Annotated in this window: 15 protein-coding genes; 5 read left to right on the top strand and 10 right to left on the bottom strand. The window is 60.4% G+C overall.

Features of this window, described 5'->3' with window-relative positions:
• Positions 1-132 precede the first annotated feature (132 nt).
• Complete coding sequence (locus OCK01_RS16875; RefSeq protein WP_182827952.1) at positions 133-822, top strand: DUF1013 domain-containing protein; 690 nt, start codon at positions 133-135, stop codon at positions 820-822.
• A gap of 90 nt (positions 823-912) precedes the next feature.
• Here the strand turns inward: OCK01_RS16875 and OCK01_RS16870 are convergent, their stop codons facing one another.
• Positions 913-2,817 carry a propionyl-CoA synthetase gene (locus OCK01_RS16870; protein ID WP_263824944.1) on the bottom strand — a complete coding sequence of 635 codons (1,905 nt, stop codon included), beginning with the start codon at positions 2,815-2,817 and terminating at the stop codon, positions 913-915.
• 154 nt (positions 2,818-2,971) lie between these two features.
• On the opposite strand from OCK01_RS16870, the gene OCK01_RS16865 reads away from it, so the two are divergent.
• Positions 2,972-3,346 (top strand): hypothetical protein, encoded by a 375-nt coding sequence (locus OCK01_RS16865; protein WP_263824943.1) that lies wholly within the window; start codon positions 2,972-2,974, stop codon positions 3,344-3,346.
• Here the strand turns inward: OCK01_RS16865 and OCK01_RS16860 are convergent.
• On the bottom strand, positions 3,338-3,991 hold the full coding sequence (locus OCK01_RS16860) for a YggS family pyridoxal phosphate-dependent enzyme (RefSeq protein ID WP_263824942.1): 654 nt from the start codon (positions 3,989-3,991) through the stop codon (positions 3,338-3,340). The two genes, OCK01_RS16865 and OCK01_RS16860, sit on opposite strands and share 9 nt — an antisense overlap.
• Before the next feature lie 158 nt (positions 3,992-4,149).
• On the opposite strand from OCK01_RS16860, the gene leuS reads away from it, so the two are divergent.
• Genes leuS through holA form a run of 3 tightly spaced genes read left to right on the top strand, consistent with a single transcriptional unit; the run spans position 4,150 to position 8,345 of the window.
• The gene (gene leuS, locus OCK01_RS16855; protein WP_263824941.1) at positions 4,150-6,780 is read left to right on the top strand and encodes a leucine--tRNA ligase; all 2,631 of its coding nucleotides are present in this window, start codon (positions 4,150-4,152) and stop codon (positions 6,778-6,780) included.
• Entirely contained in the window at positions 6,767-7,294 is a 528-nt protein-coding gene (gene lptE, locus OCK01_RS16850) for an LPS assembly lipoprotein LptE (RefSeq protein WP_263824940.1), read from the top strand. Before leuS ends, lptE begins: the two co-directional genes overlap by 14 nt.
• 1 nt (position 7,295) lies before the next feature.
• Positions 7,296-8,345 (top strand): DNA polymerase III subunit delta, encoded by a 1,050-nt coding sequence (gene holA, locus OCK01_RS16845; RefSeq protein WP_263824939.1) that lies wholly within the window; start codon positions 7,296-7,298, stop codon positions 8,343-8,345.
• Positions 8,346-8,355: 10 nt separating this feature from the next.
• Here the strand turns inward: holA and OCK01_RS16840 are convergent, their stop codons facing one another.
• The 8 genes from OCK01_RS16840 to hemE form a co-directional block, all read right to left on the bottom strand.
• Positions 8,356-9,240: a ParB/RepB/Spo0J family partition protein gene (locus OCK01_RS16840; protein ID WP_263824938.1), complete on the bottom strand. Its 885-nt coding sequence runs from the start codon at positions 9,238-9,240 to the stop codon at positions 8,356-8,358.
• 31 nt (positions 9,241-9,271) lie between these two features.
• Positions 9,272-10,069, bottom strand: coding sequence for a ParA family protein (locus OCK01_RS16835; RefSeq protein ID WP_263824937.1), 798 nt, complete (start codon positions 10,067-10,069; stop codon positions 9,272-9,274).
• A 19-nt stretch (positions 10,070-10,088) separates the two neighbouring features.
• Positions 10,089-10,724: a 16S rRNA (guanine(527)-N(7))-methyltransferase RsmG gene (rsmG, locus tag OCK01_RS16830; RefSeq protein WP_263824936.1), complete on the bottom strand. Its 636-nt coding sequence runs from the start codon at positions 10,722-10,724 to the stop codon at positions 10,089-10,091.
• 12 nt (positions 10,725-10,736) lie between these two features.
• Entirely contained in the window at positions 10,737-12,605 is a 1,869-nt protein-coding gene (mnmG, locus tag OCK01_RS16825; RefSeq protein WP_263824935.1) for a tRNA uridine-5-carboxymethylaminomethyl(34) synthesis enzyme MnmG, read from the bottom strand.
• An 86-nt stretch (positions 12,606-12,691) separates the two neighbouring features.
• Positions 12,692-14,011 (bottom strand): tRNA uridine-5-carboxymethylaminomethyl(34) synthesis GTPase MnmE, encoded by a 1,320-nt coding sequence (gene mnmE / locus OCK01_RS16820; protein WP_263824934.1) that lies wholly within the window; start codon positions 14,009-14,011, stop codon positions 12,692-12,694.
• Positions 14,012-14,131: 120 nt separating this feature from the next.
• Positions 14,132-15,397: a transcription termination factor Rho gene (gene rho / locus OCK01_RS16815; RefSeq protein WP_263824933.1), complete on the bottom strand. Its 1,266-nt coding sequence runs from the start codon at positions 15,395-15,397 to the stop codon at positions 14,132-14,134.
• Between the two features lie 161 nt (positions 15,398-15,558).
• Positions 15,559-16,092, bottom strand: coding sequence for a protoporphyrinogen oxidase HemJ (gene hemJ, locus OCK01_RS16810; RefSeq protein WP_263824932.1), 534 nt, complete (start codon positions 16,090-16,092; stop codon positions 15,559-15,561).
• Between the two features lie 10 nt (positions 16,093-16,102).
• Complete coding sequence (gene hemE / locus OCK01_RS16805) at positions 16,103-17,131, bottom strand: uroporphyrinogen decarboxylase (RefSeq protein WP_263824931.1); 1,029 nt, start codon at positions 17,129-17,131, stop codon at positions 16,103-16,105.
• Positions 17,132-17,192 lie beyond the last annotated feature (61 nt).

Below are 17,192 nucleotides of genomic sequence, written 5' to 3'. Positions count from 1 at the left end.
ACTTTGGTCAACGGATTTGCAAACAATTGCATTTTCGCGACGCTTGGGATATAAGCCCGTCCATCCCCGGACATTGTGGTTAACACAAACGGCCTGCGACCCCGGCGCAGGCGGCTCAGAAGGATTGTATCCATGGCTCAACAGCTGCTCATGCCGAAGGCGACGGCGATCTGGCTGGTAGACAACACGGCGCTGTCGTTCGATCAGATCGCACAGTTTTGCAAGCTGCATCCGCTCGAAATCAAGGCCATCGCCGATGGCGAAGCCGCCCAAGGCATCAAGGGCCTCGACCCGATTTCGACCGGCCAGCTGTCGCGTGAAGAAATCGCCCGCGCCGAAGCCAATCCGAACCACAAGCTGAAGCTGTCCGAGCCGAAGGTCCGCGTTCCCGAGTCCAAGCGCAAGGGCCCACGCTACACGCCGGTCTCCAAGCGCCAGGATCGCCCCAACGCCATTCTCTGGCTGGTCCGCAATCATCCCGAGCTCAAGGACGCGCAGATTTCGCGTCTGGTCGGCACCACCAAGAACACGATCCAGCAGATCCGCGAACGCACCCACTGGAACTCCACCAACCTGACCCCTATGGATCCGGTGACGCTCGGCCTCTGCTCGCAGATCGATCTGGACATGGAGGTCGACAAGGCCGCCCGCAACCGTCCGTTCCAGACGGAAGAAGAGCAGGGCGCCACGCTCGAATCGGCCCGCGAGACCGAGCGCGCAGCCGACAACGACGATTTCAAGGAAATCGACGCCGACGCCGTCTTCGCCAAGCTCAAGTCGCTGTCGTCGAATCGCTCCGACGAAGACGACGATCAGTACTGATCCGAAAGATTCGCATGATGTCATAAGGCCCGTTTCTCGCGAAACGGGCCTTCTTTTTATGCCGGGTCACGCTGGTGAAGAGCGTTGCGCTCAGTGACCATGCGCCCTGAGCGCCGCCTCGATCTCGCCGAGGATTGCGGGATCGTCGATGGTCGCCGGCATTTTCCAGGGTTGGCGATCGGCGATCTTCTGCATCGTGCCGCGCAATATCTTGCCCGAGCGCGTCTTGGGTAGCCGCGTCACCGGAATGACCATCTTGAAAGCAGCGACGGGGCCGATTTCCTGACGGACCAGATTAACCACTTCCTTTTCGATCGCGCCGGCTTCACGTGAAACATTGTTCTTGAGCACGAGGAAACCGCAGGGGATCTGCCCTTTCAACTCGTCGGCAACGCCGATGACGGCGCATTCGGCGACGTCGGGATGGGTCGCGCAGACCTCCTCCATCTGCCCGGTCGACAGGCGGTGGCCTGCGCAGTTGATGATGTCGTCGGTGCGGGCCATGATGAAGAGATATCCGTCTTCGTCGCGATAGCCGGCGTCGGCCGTCTTGTAGTAGCCCGGAAACTCTTCGAGGCAGCTCTTGCGGAAGCGGTCGTCCGCCTTCCAGAACGACGCGAGACAGCCGGGCGGCAAAGGCAGCTTGATGACGATATTGCCGAGAACGCCGTTCGCCACCGGATGACCGGCGTCATCGAGCACATCGACCTGATAGCCCGGCATCGGCAGCGCCGGCGATCCATGCTTGACCGGCAGGAGATCCAGCCCGAAGGGATTGGCGGCGATCGCCCAGCCGGTTTCGGTCTGCCACCAGTGATCGATGACGGGAACGCCCAGATACCGCTCGGCCCATTTGAGGGTTTCCGGATCGGCGCGTTCGCCGGCGAGAAACAGCGCCTTCAGAGTCGGCATCGGATATTTCCCGACGAACTCCGCCTCCGGATCCTCCTTGCGGATGGCGCGGAAGGCGGTCGGCGCGGTGAAAAGCGCGCTGACGCCATGTTCCGCGACCACGCGCCAGAAGGTGCCGGCGTCCGGCGTGCCGACCGGCTTGCCTTCGAAGACGATGGTGGTCGAGCCGTTGATCAGCGGCGCATAGACGATATAGGAATGGCCGACCACCCAGCCGATATCGGACGCCGACCAGAAGACATCGCCGGCTTTGACGCCGTAGATGTTCTGCATCGACCAGGCGAGCGCGGCCATATGGCCGCCATTGTCGCGCACCACGCCCTTGGGCTGGCCGGTCGTGCCGGATGTGTAGAGGATATAGAGCGGATCGGTCGCGAGCACCGGTTCGCAGGCGATCTGGTCGCGGCCCGCAGTCTTGGCGTCCTTGACCGCCGCGGCGAAATCGACGTCCCGGCCGGCGATCATTGCGGCCTCAGCCTGCGGCCGCTGATAGACCAGCACATGCGCTGGCTTTATATGACCATCCGCGATCGCTTGATCGACCATCGGCTTGTAGGGCACCACCCGGCCGGGCTCCAGCCCGCAGCTTGCGGTGATCACCAGCTTGGCTTCCGAATCCTCGATGCGATGCATGAGCTCATGCGCCGCAAAGCCGCCGAACACCACCGAATGCACGGCCCCGAGCCGGGCGCAGGCCAGCATCGAAAACACCGCTTCCGGGATCATCGGCATATAGATGACGACGCGATCGCCTTTGCCGACGCCGAGGCTGCTCAGGACGCCGGCGATCGCTTTCACCTCTCCAAGCGCTTCGGAATAAGTGTAGCGGATGACGGAACCGGTCATCGGGCTGTCATGGATCAGCGCCAGTTGGTCGCCTCGTCCGTCCTCGACATGGCGGTCGAGACAGTTGTAGCAGGTGTTGGTGACGCCGTCGGCATACCACCGGCCGTAGACGCCCTGGCCTTCGTCGAATATCCTCGTCGGCGCGCGAAACCAATCGATCGTCTGGGCAGCCTGTTCCCAGAAGAACAGCGGGTCCCGCTCCCATGCCGCATAAACATCCCTGTATCCGCCAGTCATCGTTTCCGCCTCCCGATCGAAACCGCCTGATGCGCAATTATCGTGAAGGGGCGGATGGGGACAATCCGACCAAAGGGTTAGATGCGACGCGATACGACGGTTTTAATTGACAAAGCGCAAGGCCTGGCTGGCAAACGCGCCCTGGAGGACTTTTATGAATACACTTTCTCGCAGTTGCTGGATCGCTTCTGCACTTTATCTCACCATCGGCATGGGCCTGGGGATCTATATGGGCATCGCACAGGATCACACCTTGGCGCCGGCGCATGCCCATCTCAATCTCGTCGGAGGGGTGCTTCTGGCGCTGTTCGGCTCCTACTACGCTCTCGCTGGCTCCGGCGTTCGGCGGCTCGGCGTCATTCAGGTCGTCTTCGCCAATCTCGGCGTCGTGACGCTGGCGCCCGGCATCGCGCTGGCGGTGCAAGGGCAAGGCGAGGGGCTGGCGATCGTTGGCAGCCTTCTGGCGCTCGCCTCCATGCTGCTGTTCCTGACAGTCGTCGCCACCCAGCCGCGTCCCGTCTCAGCGTGAGCCGAAGATCGCGGAGCCCACGCGGACGCTCGTCGCCCCCATGGCCGTCGCGATCTCGAAATCCCCCGACATGCCCATCGACATCTTGTCGACGCCGTTTTCCCGGGCCAGTTTGGCGAGCAGCGCGAAATGCGGTCCGGGATTCTCATCCGCCGGGGGAATGCACATCAGCCCTTCGATTGCCAGACCCAGGTCATCGCGGCAGAAGGACAGGAAAGCGGGCGCGTCGTCCGGGGCGACGCCCGCTTTCTGCGGCTCGAGCCCGGTATTGATCTGCACATAAAGGCGAGGGCTGCGGCCCTGCTTGTCCATCTCGGCCTTCAGGGCACGGGCGATCTTCTCGCGGTCGACGGTTTCGATCACGTCGAACAGCGCCACGGCGTCCTCGGCCTTGTTGGATTGCAGCGGCCCGATCAGCCGCAACTCGATATCCGGAAACGCCATCCGGAGCGCCGGCCATTTCGCTTCCGCCTCCTGAACCCGGTTTTCCCCGAACACGCGATGGCCCGCCTCGATCAACGGCCGCACCTCTTCGCCTGAAAACATCTTGGTCACCGCCACCAGTTGCGGAGAGGATTTGCCGGCTTCATCGGCGGCTTTGGCGATGCGGGCGAGAATCTCTTGATAGCGTTCGACGGTCGACATGAACGGCTCCTTCTTCGTTGCGCCTACCTAGCCTCCGCCCCCTGTCTTTGCCAAGAGCCGGAGCGGCTTCGACCGGCCTAAAAACTTGACGCGCTCCCGCTTTCATGATGAAGGTCACCCCCGATTTGATCGAGAATTCAGGGTCCCGGACAAGAAAAATGGCGTCAGAACGTTACAATCCGCGCGAGGTCGAACCCCGCTGGCAGCAACGCTGGAACGAAGGCAAAGTCTTCGAAACCGACAACAACGACCCGCGCGAGAAGTATTACGTCCTCGAGATGTTCCCCTATCCCTCGGGCCGCATCCATATGGGTCACGTGCGCAACTATGCGATGGGCGACGTGGTCGCCCGCTTCAAGCGCGCCCGCGGCTACAATGTCCTGCATCCCATGGGTTGGGACGCCTTCGGCATGCCGGCTGAAAACGCGGCGATGAAGAACAAGGTGCACCCCAAGGCCTGGACCTACGAAAACATCGCCGCTATGCGCAAGCAGCTGAAGAGCATGGGCTTGTCGCTGGATTGGTCGCGCGAATTCGCCACCTGCGACGTCGATTACTACAAGCGCCAGCAGCACCTCTTCATCGACATGATGGAAAAGGGCCTGGTCTATCGCAAGAACTCCAAGGTCAACTGGGATCCGGTCGACATGACCGTGCTCGCCAATGAGCAGGTCATCGACGGCCGCGGCTGGCGCTCCGGCGCGCTGGTGGAACAGCGCGAACTGACCCAGTGGTTCTTCAAGATCACCGATTTCGCCCAGGACCTGCTCGACAAGCTCGACACGCTGGAGAACTGGCCGGAAAAGGTCCGGCTGATGCAGAAGAACTGGATCGGCCGCTCGGAAGGTCTGACCATCCGTTGGGACGTCGTGGCGCATGACGGCTTTGCCGATCTGAAAGACATCACCGTCTACACCACCCGTCCCGACACGCTGTTCGGCGCCTCCTTCCTGGCGATCTCCGCCGACCACCCGGTCGCCAAGGCCGCCGCCGCCAGGGACGCCGCGATTGCGGAATTCTGCGAAGATTGCCGCCGCGCCGGCACTTCGCTCGCCGCTTTGGAGACCGCCGAGAAGAAGGGCATGGATACGGGCCTGCGCGTCCGCCATCCCTTTGACGCGTCCTGGGAAATCCCGGTTTACATCGCCAATTTCGTGCTGATGGATTACGGCACGGGCGCGATCTTCGGCTGCCCCTCCGGCGACCAGCGCGACCTCGATTTCGCCAACAAATACGGCCTGCCGGTCACCCCGGTCGTGATGCCCGAAGGCGCTGATAAGGACGAATTCCGCATCATCGACGAAGCCTATATCGGCGACGGCGTGATGATCAATTCACGCTTCCTCGACGGCATGACCACCGAGAAAGCCTTCGACGAAGTGGCGAACCGCCTGGCGGCGACTGACCTGCATGGCGCGCCGCAGGCCGAGCGCAAGGTGAACTTCCGCCTGCGTGACTGGGGCGTCTCGCGTCAGCGCTATTGGGGCTGCCCGATCCCGGTGATCCATTGCGAAGTCTGCGGCGTCGTGCCGGTTCCGAAGAAGGACCTGCCGGTGCAACTGCCCGACGACGTCACCTTCGACACGCCCGGCAATCCGCTCGACCGTCACCCCACCTGGCGCCATGTCGCCTGCCCGCAATGCGGCCATGACGCGCGTCGTGAAACCGACACGATGGACACCTTCGTCGACTCCTCCTGGTATTACACGCGCTTCACCGCGCCGTGGGAAGATGCGCCGACGGATCCCGCTGCCGCCGACGCCTGGCTGCCGGTCGATCAGTATATCGGCGGCATCGAGCATGCGATCCTGCATCTGCTCTATTCCCGCTTCTTCACCCGCGCCATGCGTGAAACCGGCCATGTTGGTCTCGACGAACCCTTCAAGGGCCTGTTCACACAGGGCATGGTCGTGCATGAAACCTATAGCCGCGGCGAAGGCGCCCAGCGCGAATGGATCGAGCCGGCGCAGATCCGGATCGAGGAGGTCGACGGCGCGCGCAAGGCCTATCTGCTCGACGGCGGCGACGAAGTCGCCATCGGCTCGATCGAGAAGATGTCGAAGTCCAAGAAGAATGTCGTCGACCCCGACGACATCATCGCTTCCTACGGCGCCGACACCGCCCGCTTCTTCGTGCTCTCCGACTCCCCGCCCGATCGCGACGTGATCTGGACCGAAGGCGGTGTCGAAGGCGCGCATCGCTTCGTGCAGCGCGTCTGGCGCCTGATCTCCGAAGCCGCCGAACAGCTGAACACAGTCGAGGCGACTCCGGCTAAGCAAGGCGATGCGCAATCTGTTTCCCAGATCGCGCACAAGACGCTGAAGGCGGTCGAAGGTGACTACGAGCGCCTCGGCTTCAACAAGGCCGTGGCTCGTATCTACGAATTCGTCAATGCTCTGGCGCAGCCGCTGACCACAGTCGCCTCGGGCAAGGCGGACGCGGCCTATATCGCAGCCGTTCGTGAAGCCGCCGAAATTCTCGTGCATCTGATCGCGCCGATGACGCCGCATCTGGCAGAGGAATGCTGGACGGTGCTCGGCAAGGATGGTCTCGTTGCCGAAGCCAACTGGCCGGTGTTCGACAAGGATCTCGTCGCCGAAAACGAGATCACTCTGCCGGTGCAGATCAATGGCAAGAAGCGCGCCGATTTGACAATCGCCCGCGATGCGGATCAAACTTCGATCGAACAGGCGGTGCTGGCGCTCGACGCGGTCAAATCCGCGCTCGAGGGCAAGACGCCGAAGAAAATCATCGTGGTGCCGCAAAGGATCGTCAATGTCGTCGTCTGATCGCAAATTCGCAGCGCCGCTGAAGCGCATTGCCGGCGCAGCCGTCGCCGGCCTCCTCCTGGTGTCCGCGGGATGCCAGGTTCGACCCCTTTACGCGACCGGCTCAGGCGTGGACGCCGCATTGAAATCCATCGAATTTTCCGAAGCCGACGATCGAATCGAGCTGGAAGTTCGTAACAACCTGATCTTTCTCGCCGCTGGTGGAGCTGGCGAGCCGGTAAATCCCGAATATGAGGTCGACCTGAAGGTGAAGACCCGGAATGTCGGCGTGCTCGTCGATAGCTCCAGCGATCAGGAGCGGGCAGGGCGTCTGGTGCTCAAGGCCGATTTCACTCTCACCAAGAAGTCGACCGGTGAAGTTTTGAAGACTGGCCATCGTTCGGCGGTGGCGCTGGTCGATTTCAACACCCAGGAATACGCCAAGATCCGCGCCACGCGGGACGCCGAAAATCGCGCGGCGCGAGAGTTGGCTGAACTCATCCGCGCCGACCTCGCGGCTTGGCTCGGCCGGTAACATGGCCGAAATCAAGGCCCATGAATTCGATTCCTTCTTGAAGCGGCGGCTGGGCGACCACCGCCTCTTTCTCGTTTATGGACCGGACCGCGGCCTGGTGTCCGAGCGCGCAGCAGCCTTGGCGGCCGCCACCAAGGTCGATCTCAAGGACGCCTTCTCCTTCATGCGCTTAGAGGCCTCCGATCTCTCTGGCGACCCAGGCCGCCTTTATGACGAAGCCCGTTCCACAGGGCTGTTCGGCGGCGAAAAACTCATTTGGATCAAGGGCGCCGGCGCCGACAAGGGACTGGCGGACGCGGTCGCCAATCTCGGCGCCGACAAAGAACTGGGCGCCTGGATCATCATCGAAGCGGGTGACCTCAAAAAGGGGGCCAATCTTCGCAAAGCGGCAGAAACGGCATCCGGCGCCATGGCCATTCCATGTTATGCGGACGACGCCCGGGCGTTGAATGGATTGATCGATGAAGAATTGGCCGCTTTCGACCTCAGGATCACGCCGGACGCGCGAGCGCTTCTTGCGGAATCGCTCGGTGGAGACAGGCTTGCATCACGAGGCGAAATCCGCAAGCTGGCGCTCTACGCCTTGGGCCGCCCGACGATCGAGGCCGACGACGTGGCCGCCGTGATCGGCGACGCCAGCGCCATTTCCACCGACGACGCCGTCGACGCGGTGCTGAAGGGCGACCGGAACGCGTTTCTCCATGCTACCCAGAAAGTCATCGCCTCGAAGACGCCGGTGTTCCTCGTCATTCAGGGCGTGATGCGGCAATTGCAGCTGCTCGATCTGATGCGCTCCGATATGGAGGAACGCCGCTCCAGCGCCGCAGACGCCATCGCGGCGCATGGGCGCCATCTACATTTTCGGAGAAAGCCCGTGATCGAGGCGGCCCTCCGCGCCTGGACGGGCGACCTGATCGCCCGTGAACTCAACCGGCTGCATTTCGCGATCCTGCAATGTCGGCGGCGCAACAGCCTCGAGGACACGATTGCGCTGCAAACCCTGCTCGCCACCACCCTCATCGCCGGCAGAGGCAAACAGGCGCGCAATTAGTTAGCCGGATTCAGCTTCTCTCCAACAGACGGCAGAGCTCTTCGAGCTGATCTAGCGTTTTATAGGCGATCGTCACGCGTCCACCATCGCCCTTATGGGCGACTTTGACCTCGAGCCCCAGCTTGTCAGAAAGCGTCCGTTCCAGCGCCAAGGTATCGGCATCCGGCTCGACCGCTTTTGGTCGCTCGCCGCCGGCGCTACTATGCCCTCGGATATCGTTTTGCGCGATGCGCTCGGCGTCGCGGACCGAAAGACCCTTGGCGACGATCGTGCGAGCCAGCGCCACAGGATCGGATGTCGGAATCAACGCCCGGGCATGACCTGCAGACAGTTTCCCATCATAAAGCATGTCCCGAACGGGATCGGGCAGCTTCAACAGCCTTAGGCTGTTGGCCACGTGAGAGCGGCTTTTGCCGATAATTTCGCCGAGATCATTCTGCGTATAGCCGTGCTCGGCGATCAGCTGGTCGTAACCCATCGCCTCTTCGATCGGGTTGAGATCCGATCTCTGAACGTTTTCGACAATCGCCAACTCCAGCGCTGTCCGATCGTCGACATCGCGGATGATCACTGGGATGTCGACAAGACCCGCCAATTGCGCGGCGCGCCAGCGTCGCTCACCCGCGATGATCTCGTATTTCCCATCCGGCATGGTTCGCACCACGACCGGTTGGACGATGCCATGCTGGCGAATCGAAGAGGCGAGATCCTGAAGTTCTTCTTCGAGAAAATTCTTCCTCGGATTACGCGGATTTCGGATCACCATCTCGATCGGCACCCGGCGATCCGGCCCGACAGTCGGCTTGCCCTGCTGCACCGACAAGGGTTGGTCCATCTCGCCGATCAAAGCGGCGAGGCCGCGCCCAAGACGACGCTTTGAAGGATCTTCGTTCATGTCAACACCAGACTATTTCGACACCGAAATGTTATGCCGCGCGGCTGTGCTGCCGCTCCCGCTGAATGACTTCCGAGGCCAATTGAAGATAGGCCTGGCTGCCGGCACATTTCAAATCATAGAGAATTGCGGGTTTGCCATAGGACGGCGCTTCCGAAACCCGGACATTTCGTGGAATCAGCGTGTGGTACACTTTCTCGCCGAGATGTTCGCGCACGTCCGAAACGACCTGCTGCGCCAGATTGTTGCGAGAGTCGAACATCGTCAAGACGATGCCCTGAATGTCCAATCCCGGATTCACGGAACGCCGCACCTGGTCGACCGTCTCGAGAAGCTGGCTCAATCCCTCCAAAGCAAAGAATTCACATTGCAGCGGAACCAGCACCGATTGAGCAGCAGCAAGCGCATTCATGGTCAGAAGGTTGAATGACGGCGGGCAATCGATCAGAATATAATCATATTCGGCGGCCTCCGGGCTACTCAGCGCCTGACGCAGCCGATAGACGCGGTCCGGCTGCTGGCCAATCTCCATTTCGACGCCGAGCAAATCCATGGTCGATGGCGCGATGGTGAGATTGGGAACGACGGTAGGCATAACAACATCGGCGACCCCATGCTCGCCTATAAGAAGATCATAGGTCGACAGCAGGCGGCTTCTTCGATCGATGCCCAGCCCCGTACTGGCGTTGCCCTGTGGATCGAGATCGACGATGAGGACATTCTCACCAATTGCAGCCAGCGCCGTCGCCAGATTGATGGCGGTGGTGGTTTTGCCGACGCCGCCCTTTTGATTGGCGATGGTGATGATGCGGTGCTTCGGCTTGTTCATTCGGCCCACCAAAATGAGGTCAAGTTATCTTCTGGAGCCGCCGAATTTCAAGGACCACGGAATCCGGCTCCACAATGCTGGTGTGTTTTACCAGATCATACGACCAGCGCCTACGCGATTTTTCGACCTCGCTGCGGTAATCCCGGCCTTTATGCAGGTAGCATACGAGGTCGGGATTTCGCGAAGCCCAAGGCTCTGCAAAATCAAAAAGTATGTCGAGCTCCGCGAGCGCGCGTGCAGATAGGAAATCACAAGATTTGATCAGATCGGGTGCTGTTTCGATCCGAACTGCATGCACGGTTCCCCTGCCGTTGGTCGCCGAAAGCGCGGCGCGGAGAAATGCAGCCTTCTTGTGGTTGCTTTCGACCAGGTGCACCTGACCGTCACCACGCTCCGCCAGGAAAATCGCTGTGACGATTCCGGGAAAGCCGCCTCCGCTGCCCAGATCTACCCATTGTCCAGCATTCGGCTGCAGCGTCACCAACTGAGCGCTGTCGAGTATATGACGCTCCCAGAGATCCGTCTTCGTCGACGGCGCGACGAGATTGATGACTGCCGCCCATTTGGCAAACACGTCCGCGAACGTTTCTAGCCGGTTCAGCGTTTCACGTGAAACACCCATGCCGATCAGTTTGTCGCGGAGACTCTTTTGCATTGCAGGCAATGTTCAACCAACCTTCCGTAATTGTTCACGCTTTTTAATCGTCGTAAGCAATAGCGTGATGGCCGCTGGGGTCATGCCATCGATTTTGGCCGCTTGCGCGATATTCCGCGGCTTGAAGCGACCGAGCTTCGACTTCAATTCTGCCGACAGGCCAGGAAGCTCCGAAAAATCGAGCTCTTCGGGAATGAGACGTTCTTCTTCTCGTCGCGTCTCCGCTGCCTCCGTCGCTTGGCGGTCCAAATACACGGCATAGGCAGCTTCGATCTCGATTGCATCCCGACTCCATTTTGGAACAACATTCAGATCGGGCCACACCGCTCCCAAACGGTCGAGATTCATGTCCGGGTAGGACAGAAGTTCATATGCGCTGCGGCGCTGCCCATCCTGATTGATCCGGAGACCGTACTTTGATGCCTCGCTCGGTGTTAGGCTGTAGCCCTTCAAACGATCCCGGACAGAATCAAGGTCCTGCAGATAGGCGTTGAGACGCTCTCGTCTTTCTTTGCCGACCAAGCCCAGCGACAATCCGATCGGCGTCAGCCGTTGATCGGCATTGTCAGCCCGGAGCGACAAGCGGAACTCGGCCCGCGAGGTAAACATGCGATAAGGTTCACTCACGCCTCTGGACGTCAGATCATCGATCATGACGCCAATATAGGATTCGGTGCGGCTGAAAATGTAGGGCTCCATACCGCCGACCCGGCGCGCAGCATTCAACCCCGCGACAAGCCCTTGCGCCGCCGCCTCTTCATAGCCGGTCGTGCCATTGATCTGGCCGGCCAGATAAAGACCGCGCAAAGCCTTGACTTCGAGGCTTGGATGCAATTCGCGGGGATCGACATGGTCATATTCGATTGCATAGCCCGGCTGCAGGATCGCGACCCGCTCGAGGCCGGGGATGTTGTGGATGAAGGCGGCCTGGACATGTTCAGGAAGGGAGGTTGATATCCCGTTGGGATAGATGGTCGGATCATCCAGCCCCTCAGGCTCCAGGAAAATCTGATGGCCGTCGCGCTCGCCGAACCGCACGATCTTGTCCTCGATCGACGGACAATATCGTGGACCGACGCCTTCGATCTGTCCGGAATACATCGCCGAGAGATGGATATTGTCCTGAATTATCTTATGGGACGCCGGGGTCGTGCGGGTGACTCCGCAATCAATTTGCGGATTGGTGATCGCATCCGTCATGAAAGAAAAGGGCGAAGGGTATTCGTCCGGACCTTGCCGATCCAGTCCCGTCCAGTCGATGGTTCGTCCGTCGAGTCGAGCAGGTGTTCCCGTCTTCAATCGGCCGAGCCTCAATCCCAGCTTTGCAAGTGTCGCCGACAGTCCGATCGAAGGGTCCTCCCCGACGCGACCCGCCGGGATCTTTCGGTCGCCGATATGAATCACACCACGCAGGAAGGTGCCTGTGGTCAGAACAACAGCTCCACATGAAATCACATCCCCGCTGCCGAGGGCGACGCCGGAAACGCCTTGCTCATGCTGGAGCAGATCAACGATATCCCCCTCGATAACATCAAGCTGGGCGTGCCCGCCGATTTCCGCCTGCATGGCTTCGCGGTAAAGCCTTCTGTCTGCCTGAGTTCGTGGCCCGCGCACCGCGGGCCCCTTTTTACGATTAAGAAGCCGAAACTGAATCCCGCCTTTGTCCGCCACGCGTCCCATCAGCCCGTCCAGAGCGTCAATCTCACGAACCAGGTGTCCTTTGCCCAACCCGCCAATCGCCGGATTGCAAGACATCGCTCCGATGGTGGAGGCTTTATGGGTGACGAGAGCCGTTTTCGCGCCCAGCCGAGCGGAAGCGGAAGCGGCCTCTGCGCCGGCATGGCCACCGCCGACCACGATGACATCATAACGTCGATGCATGTGACACTCCATTCGTTGCGTTTCCGAATCGGTTACGCGCCAGTGTTTCACGTGAAACGCGAGACTCGCAATGCGAGAATCCCAACTCATTTCCCAATGCAAAATTCCGAGAAGATCACTCCGAGCAGATCGTCCGGATCAACAAAACCAGTGATTCGGCCCAGGTCCCGTGCTGCAAGCCGCAGACGTTCGGATCGAATTTCAAGAGGTTGATCGACAGCTATTTCAGCGTTTCTAATATGCGAAAGTGCAGATGCCAAAAGAGTCTGATGACGCGACCGCGCAGGTGCGAGATCTTGCGTTCCATTTTCGAAGGCGAGACCAACCCTCGTCAGGATGGCGTCGATGAGGGCCTCGATGCCAAATCCCGTAGCAGTCGATATCGCCATCCCGGTCTGATCTGCGGAAGGACAACGATCGACCTTGGTCTCGACAAAAATATGTTCCACTTCCGAATCGATTTGTTCGAACGGATCCTGATCACCCGTCTCGCGGAGGCTCAGGACGAGATCAGCGTTCTGCGCAGACGATAGCGCCCGCTTGATCCCTTCGGCCTCGACGACTTCATCCGTGTTCCGCAACCCGGCCGTATCGGTGATACGAACCAGATATCCCCTCAGGTCGAGATCAATGGTAATCAGATCGCGCGTCGTGCCTGGGATATCTGTTACGATTGCAGCCGGCCGTTGCGCCAAATAATTGAGAAGGCTAGATTTTCCCGCATTTGGACGTCCGATGATCGTGACGTTGAAGCCGTCCCTCACCATCTCACCGATGCGGCCCCTATCGAGAAACAATTTTATTTCGTTTCCGATTTGATTCACGTCCGCCCAGACTCGCTCGCTCACGGAGCCGGGTACATCGTCCTCTTCGGGGAAATCGAGCTCGGCCTCGATCAAAGCGCGCGCCCTGGTCAGGCGATCCATCCACTCACGATAGAGCCGACCTTGATCTCCCCGCGCCTGAGACATAGCGAGACGGCGCTGCATCTCGGTATCGGCTGAAATGAGATCGGCGATGCCCTCGGCTTCGGTCAGGTCCAGCCGGTTGTTGTCGAATGCCCGTCGCGTGAATTCTCCAGGCTCCGCATGGCGACAGTTCGGTACGGAAGCCAACTCGTCGAGAACCGCGCGCACCACGGCTCGGCCGCCATGAAGATGGAGTTCGAGCACATCCTCACCGGTGAACGAGTGGGGCTTCGCGAAATGGAGGACGAGCGCTCTGTCGATCAGATCGCCGCCTTGCCGGCGCACAGACCTCAACAGCGCGGCGCGTGGCGCCAGCTCGCCAAGGTGGAGATGGCGACGCACCGCATCCACCTCCGGCCCGCTGACGCGCACCACCGCCACGCCGCTGGGCAGCGACCCGGATGAGAGTGCATAGATCGTGTCGCCAAACGACGTCATCAACAGTGGGTCCTGAGAGAATGGGCGCAAACAAAAACCGCCGGGCTGGCCCGGCGGTTGCCATACTGTATTTTGCTTCGACGCTCAAGTCATTGCGGCTTTGCGATCGGTGCAGGCCTATCACGTATTCATCGAATCGAAGAAATCGCCGTTGTTCTTGGTCTGCTTCAGCTTGTCGATCAGGAATTCGATTGCATCGGTCGTGCCCATCGGGGCGAGGATGCGGCGCAGCACGAAAACCTTCTGCAGGTCCTGGCGCGGAACGAGCAGGTCTTCCTTGCGGGTGCCAGACTTGAGAATATCCATCGCGGGGAAGATTCGCTTGTCCGCCACCTTGCGGTCCAGAACGATTTCGGAATTGCCGGTGCCCTTGAATTCTTCGAAGATCACTTCGTCCATGCGGCTGCCGGTGTCGATCAGCGCTGTGGCGATGATCGTCAGCGAACCGCCTTCCTCGATATTGCGGGCGGCGCCGAAGAAACGCTTGGGGCGCTGGAGGGCGTTGGCGTCGACGCCGCCGGTCAGAACCTTGCCCGACGATGGGACCACCGTGTTATAGGCGCGGCCAAGGCGTGTGATCGAATCCAGCAAAATAACCACGTCGCGGCCATGTTCGACAAGACGCTTGGCTTTCTCGATCACCATTTCGGCGACTTGAACATGCCGCACCGCCGGTTCGTCGAAGGTCGAGGAAACCACTTCGCCGCGCACCGAGCGCTGCATGTCCGTCACTTCTTCCGGGCGTTCGTCGATCAGCAGAACGATCAGATAGCATTCCGGATGATTGGCGGTGATCGAATGGGCGATGTTCTGCAACAGCACCGTTTTACCTGTGCGCGGCGGCGCAACGATCAGGCCGCGCTGGCCTTTACCGAGAGGCGCGACGAGGTCGATCACCCGCGGCGACATGTCCTTGTTGGTCGGAATGTCCAATTCCATCTTGAAGCGCTCATTGGGGTAGAGCGGCGTCAGATTGTCGAAATGCACCTTGTGACGGATCTTTTCCGGATCGTCGAAATTAATGGTGTTGACTTTCAGCAGCGCGAAATAGCGTTCGCCTTCCTTGGGGCTGCGGATCGGACCTTCGACCGTATCGCCGGTCTTCAACGAGAAACGTCGAATTTGCGAGGGCGAGATATAGATATCATCCGGACCCGGCAGATAGTTGGCGTTTGCCGACCGCAAGAATCCGAAGCCGTCCTGAAGTAGTTCCACTACGCCTTCGCCGATGATCTCGACCTCCTGGGCGGCGAGATTCTTCAAGATCGCGAACATCAACTCCTGCTTGCGCATGACGCTGGCGTTTTCGACGTTCACGGATTCGGCGAAGGCCAGCAAATCGGTGGCGGTCTTGTTCTTGAGGTCTTGGAGTTTCATCTCGGCCATGAAGCGAACCATCGGGGCGTTGGGGGAAGACAACCGGAAAGGTCTTGAGATCGGCATGAAGGAAGGAAGGGCATGCCGCTGTGCAGAATGAAGCAAAATTGCGCCGTCATTCCGCGTGTGATTAGTGCTCTGCCAGACTCGACGCGCTTTGACAAGTCAAATCAGAACGGCTTGACGATTACCAACAAAACGATGGCGATCATCAGAAGCGCCGGAACTTCGTTGAGAAAGCGCCAACCGCGCTCCGTCGAAGGACGCTCGTCGCGGCCGAAGGCGCGCATCGCCCGACCGAAATACACATGCGCTGCGGTCATCAGCGCCACGGCGGCGATCTTGGCGTGCAGCCAGCCGCCGATTAAGCCGAAACCGTCCCACGCCAGATAGAGGCCGAGCGCCCAGGAGATCATCATGGCCGGGTTCATGATCACCCGAAACAGCCGGCGCTCCATCACCTTCAGGGTGTCGGAAGTCCCCGAGCCCGGCGCGGATTGATGATGGTAGATGAACAGACGCGGCAGGTAGAGCAGCCCCGCCATCCAGGAGATCACCGCGATGACATGCATCGCCTTGATCCAGAGATAAGCATCGTCCGGAGCGAAAAAGAACACCGCCCCGATCAAGGCGAGAAACACTGCGATCGCCGCGCCGGCGCGTCGCCAGGCTCCTGCTCCGGCATCTGCCTCAGGGTTCGTCATGGCGCTCTCCTCAACCACCGCGAATAACCTGAAGCAGTCGCGTCACGTTCTCGGGATCGGCCTGCGGCGTGATGCCGTGGCCGAGATTGAAGATCAGCGGTCCATGGCCGAGCTTGTCGACGATGCGGCGGGCCCGGCTCTCCATCGCGTCACCACCCGCGACCATGAGCAGCGGGTCTAGATTGCCCTGCACCGCGCCGTCTTTCTGTAGCTCGGCGGCGAATTCCAGCGGAAGCGTCCAATCGAGACCGATCGCGTCGGCGTCGACGCCCTGGCGATAGCTGCGGAGATTTGCGCCCGCGCCTTTGGCGAAGGCGATCACCCTGGCGCTCGGCCGCGCCGCCCTGAGCGTATCGACGATGCGCCGCACCGGCCGCACCGCATATTGCTCGAACTCTTCGTCTCCGAGAACCCCGGCCCAGGAATCGAAGATTTGCACCGCATCGGCGCCGGCGTCGATCTGGCGGATCAGATACTCCGCCGACGCCTCGGCGACGACGGAAAGCAGCCTTTCGAAAGCCGAAGGATGCTTGTAGGCGAACAACCGCGCCGGCGCCTGGTCCGGCGTGCCGTGCCCGGCGATCATGTAGGTGGCGATCGTCCAAGGCGCGCCGCAGAAGCCGAGAAGCGTCGTCGCGTCCGGCAGGCCTTCGCGCAACCGGCTCACCGTTTCGAACACCGGGGCGAGGCGCCGCGCGACATCGGGAGCTTGCAACCTCTCGATTTCATCCAGAGAAATGGGATCGAGTTGCGGTCCTTCACCTTCGACAAAACGCACATTGCGGTTCATCGCGTCGGGAATGACGAGGATATCGGAGAACAGGATCGCCGCATCGAAGCCATAACGCCGGATCGGCTGCATGGTCACTTCGACTGCGAGTTCGGGCGTGTAACAGAGATCGAGAAATCCCTTCGCCTGGCTTCGGGTCTGGCGATATTCCGGCAAGTATCTGCCGGCTTGTCGCATCAGCCACACCGGAGGCGGGCTGACCGTTTTTCCGGAGAGAACCTCCATCACCTTTCGCGCCGTCTTTTCCACATCCCGCCTCATAAAAGAATAGATAGATCTAGATTGCTATTTCTTAAGAGTCGGTGGGATT

It is taken from the genome of Rhizobium sp. TRM95796, from assembly GCF_025779995.1.
Lineage (GTDB): Bacteria > Pseudomonadota > Alphaproteobacteria > Rhizobiales > Rhizobiaceae > Rhizobium_E.
Note: the sequence above shows the minus strand (reverse complement) of the source record. Positions and strands in the feature narration are given on the sequence as shown.

Excerpts from the sequence above, each read along its gene's own strand:
- lptE (WP_263824940.1), top strand. The coding sequence starts at position 6,767 with ATGTCGTCGTCTGATCGCAAATTCGCAGCGCCGCTGAAGCGCATTGCC.
- OCK01_RS16860 (WP_263824942.1), bottom strand. The coding sequence starts at position 3,991 with ATGTCGACCGTCGAACGCTATCAAGAGATTCTCGCCCGCATCGCCAAA.
- rsmG (WP_263824936.1), bottom strand. The coding sequence starts at position 10,724 with ATGCAAAAGAGTCTCCGCGACAAACTGATCGGCATGGGTGTTTCACGT.
- OCK01_RS16840 (WP_263824938.1), bottom strand. The coding sequence starts at position 9,240 with ATGAACGAAGATCCTTCAAAGCGTCGTCTTGGGCGCGGCCTCGCCGCT.
- rho (WP_263824933.1), bottom strand. The coding sequence starts at position 15,397 with ATGGCCGAGATGAAACTCCAAGACCTCAAGAACAAGACCGCCACCGAT.
- leuS (WP_263824941.1), top strand. The coding sequence starts at position 4,150 with ATGGCGTCAGAACGTTACAATCCGCGCGAGGTCGAACCCCGCTGGCAG.
- holA (WP_263824939.1), top strand. The coding sequence starts at position 7,296 with ATGGCCGAAATCAAGGCCCATGAATTCGATTCCTTCTTGAAGCGGCGG.
- OCK01_RS16865 (WP_263824943.1), top strand. The coding sequence starts at position 2,972 with ATGAATACACTTTCTCGCAGTTGCTGGATCGCTTCTGCACTTTATCTC.
- OCK01_RS16875 (WP_182827952.1), top strand. The coding sequence starts at position 133 with ATGGCTCAACAGCTGCTCATGCCGAAGGCGACGGCGATCTGGCTGGTA.
- hemJ (WP_263824932.1), bottom strand. The coding sequence starts at position 16,092 with ATGACGAACCCTGAGGCAGATGCCGGAGCAGGAGCCTGGCGACGCGCC.
- OCK01_RS16870 (WP_263824944.1), bottom strand. The coding sequence starts at position 2,817 with ATGACTGGCGGATACAGGGATGTTTATGCGGCATGGGAGCGGGACCCG.
- mnmE (WP_263824934.1), bottom strand. The coding sequence starts at position 14,011 with ATGACGTCGTTTGGCGACACGATCTATGCACTCTCATCCGGGTCGCTG.
- OCK01_RS16835 (WP_263824937.1), bottom strand. The coding sequence starts at position 10,069 with ATGAACAAGCCGAAGCACCGCATCATCACCATCGCCAATCAAAAGGGC.
- mnmG (WP_263824935.1), bottom strand. The coding sequence starts at position 12,605 with ATGCATCGACGTTATGATGTCATCGTGGTCGGCGGTGGCCATGCCGGC.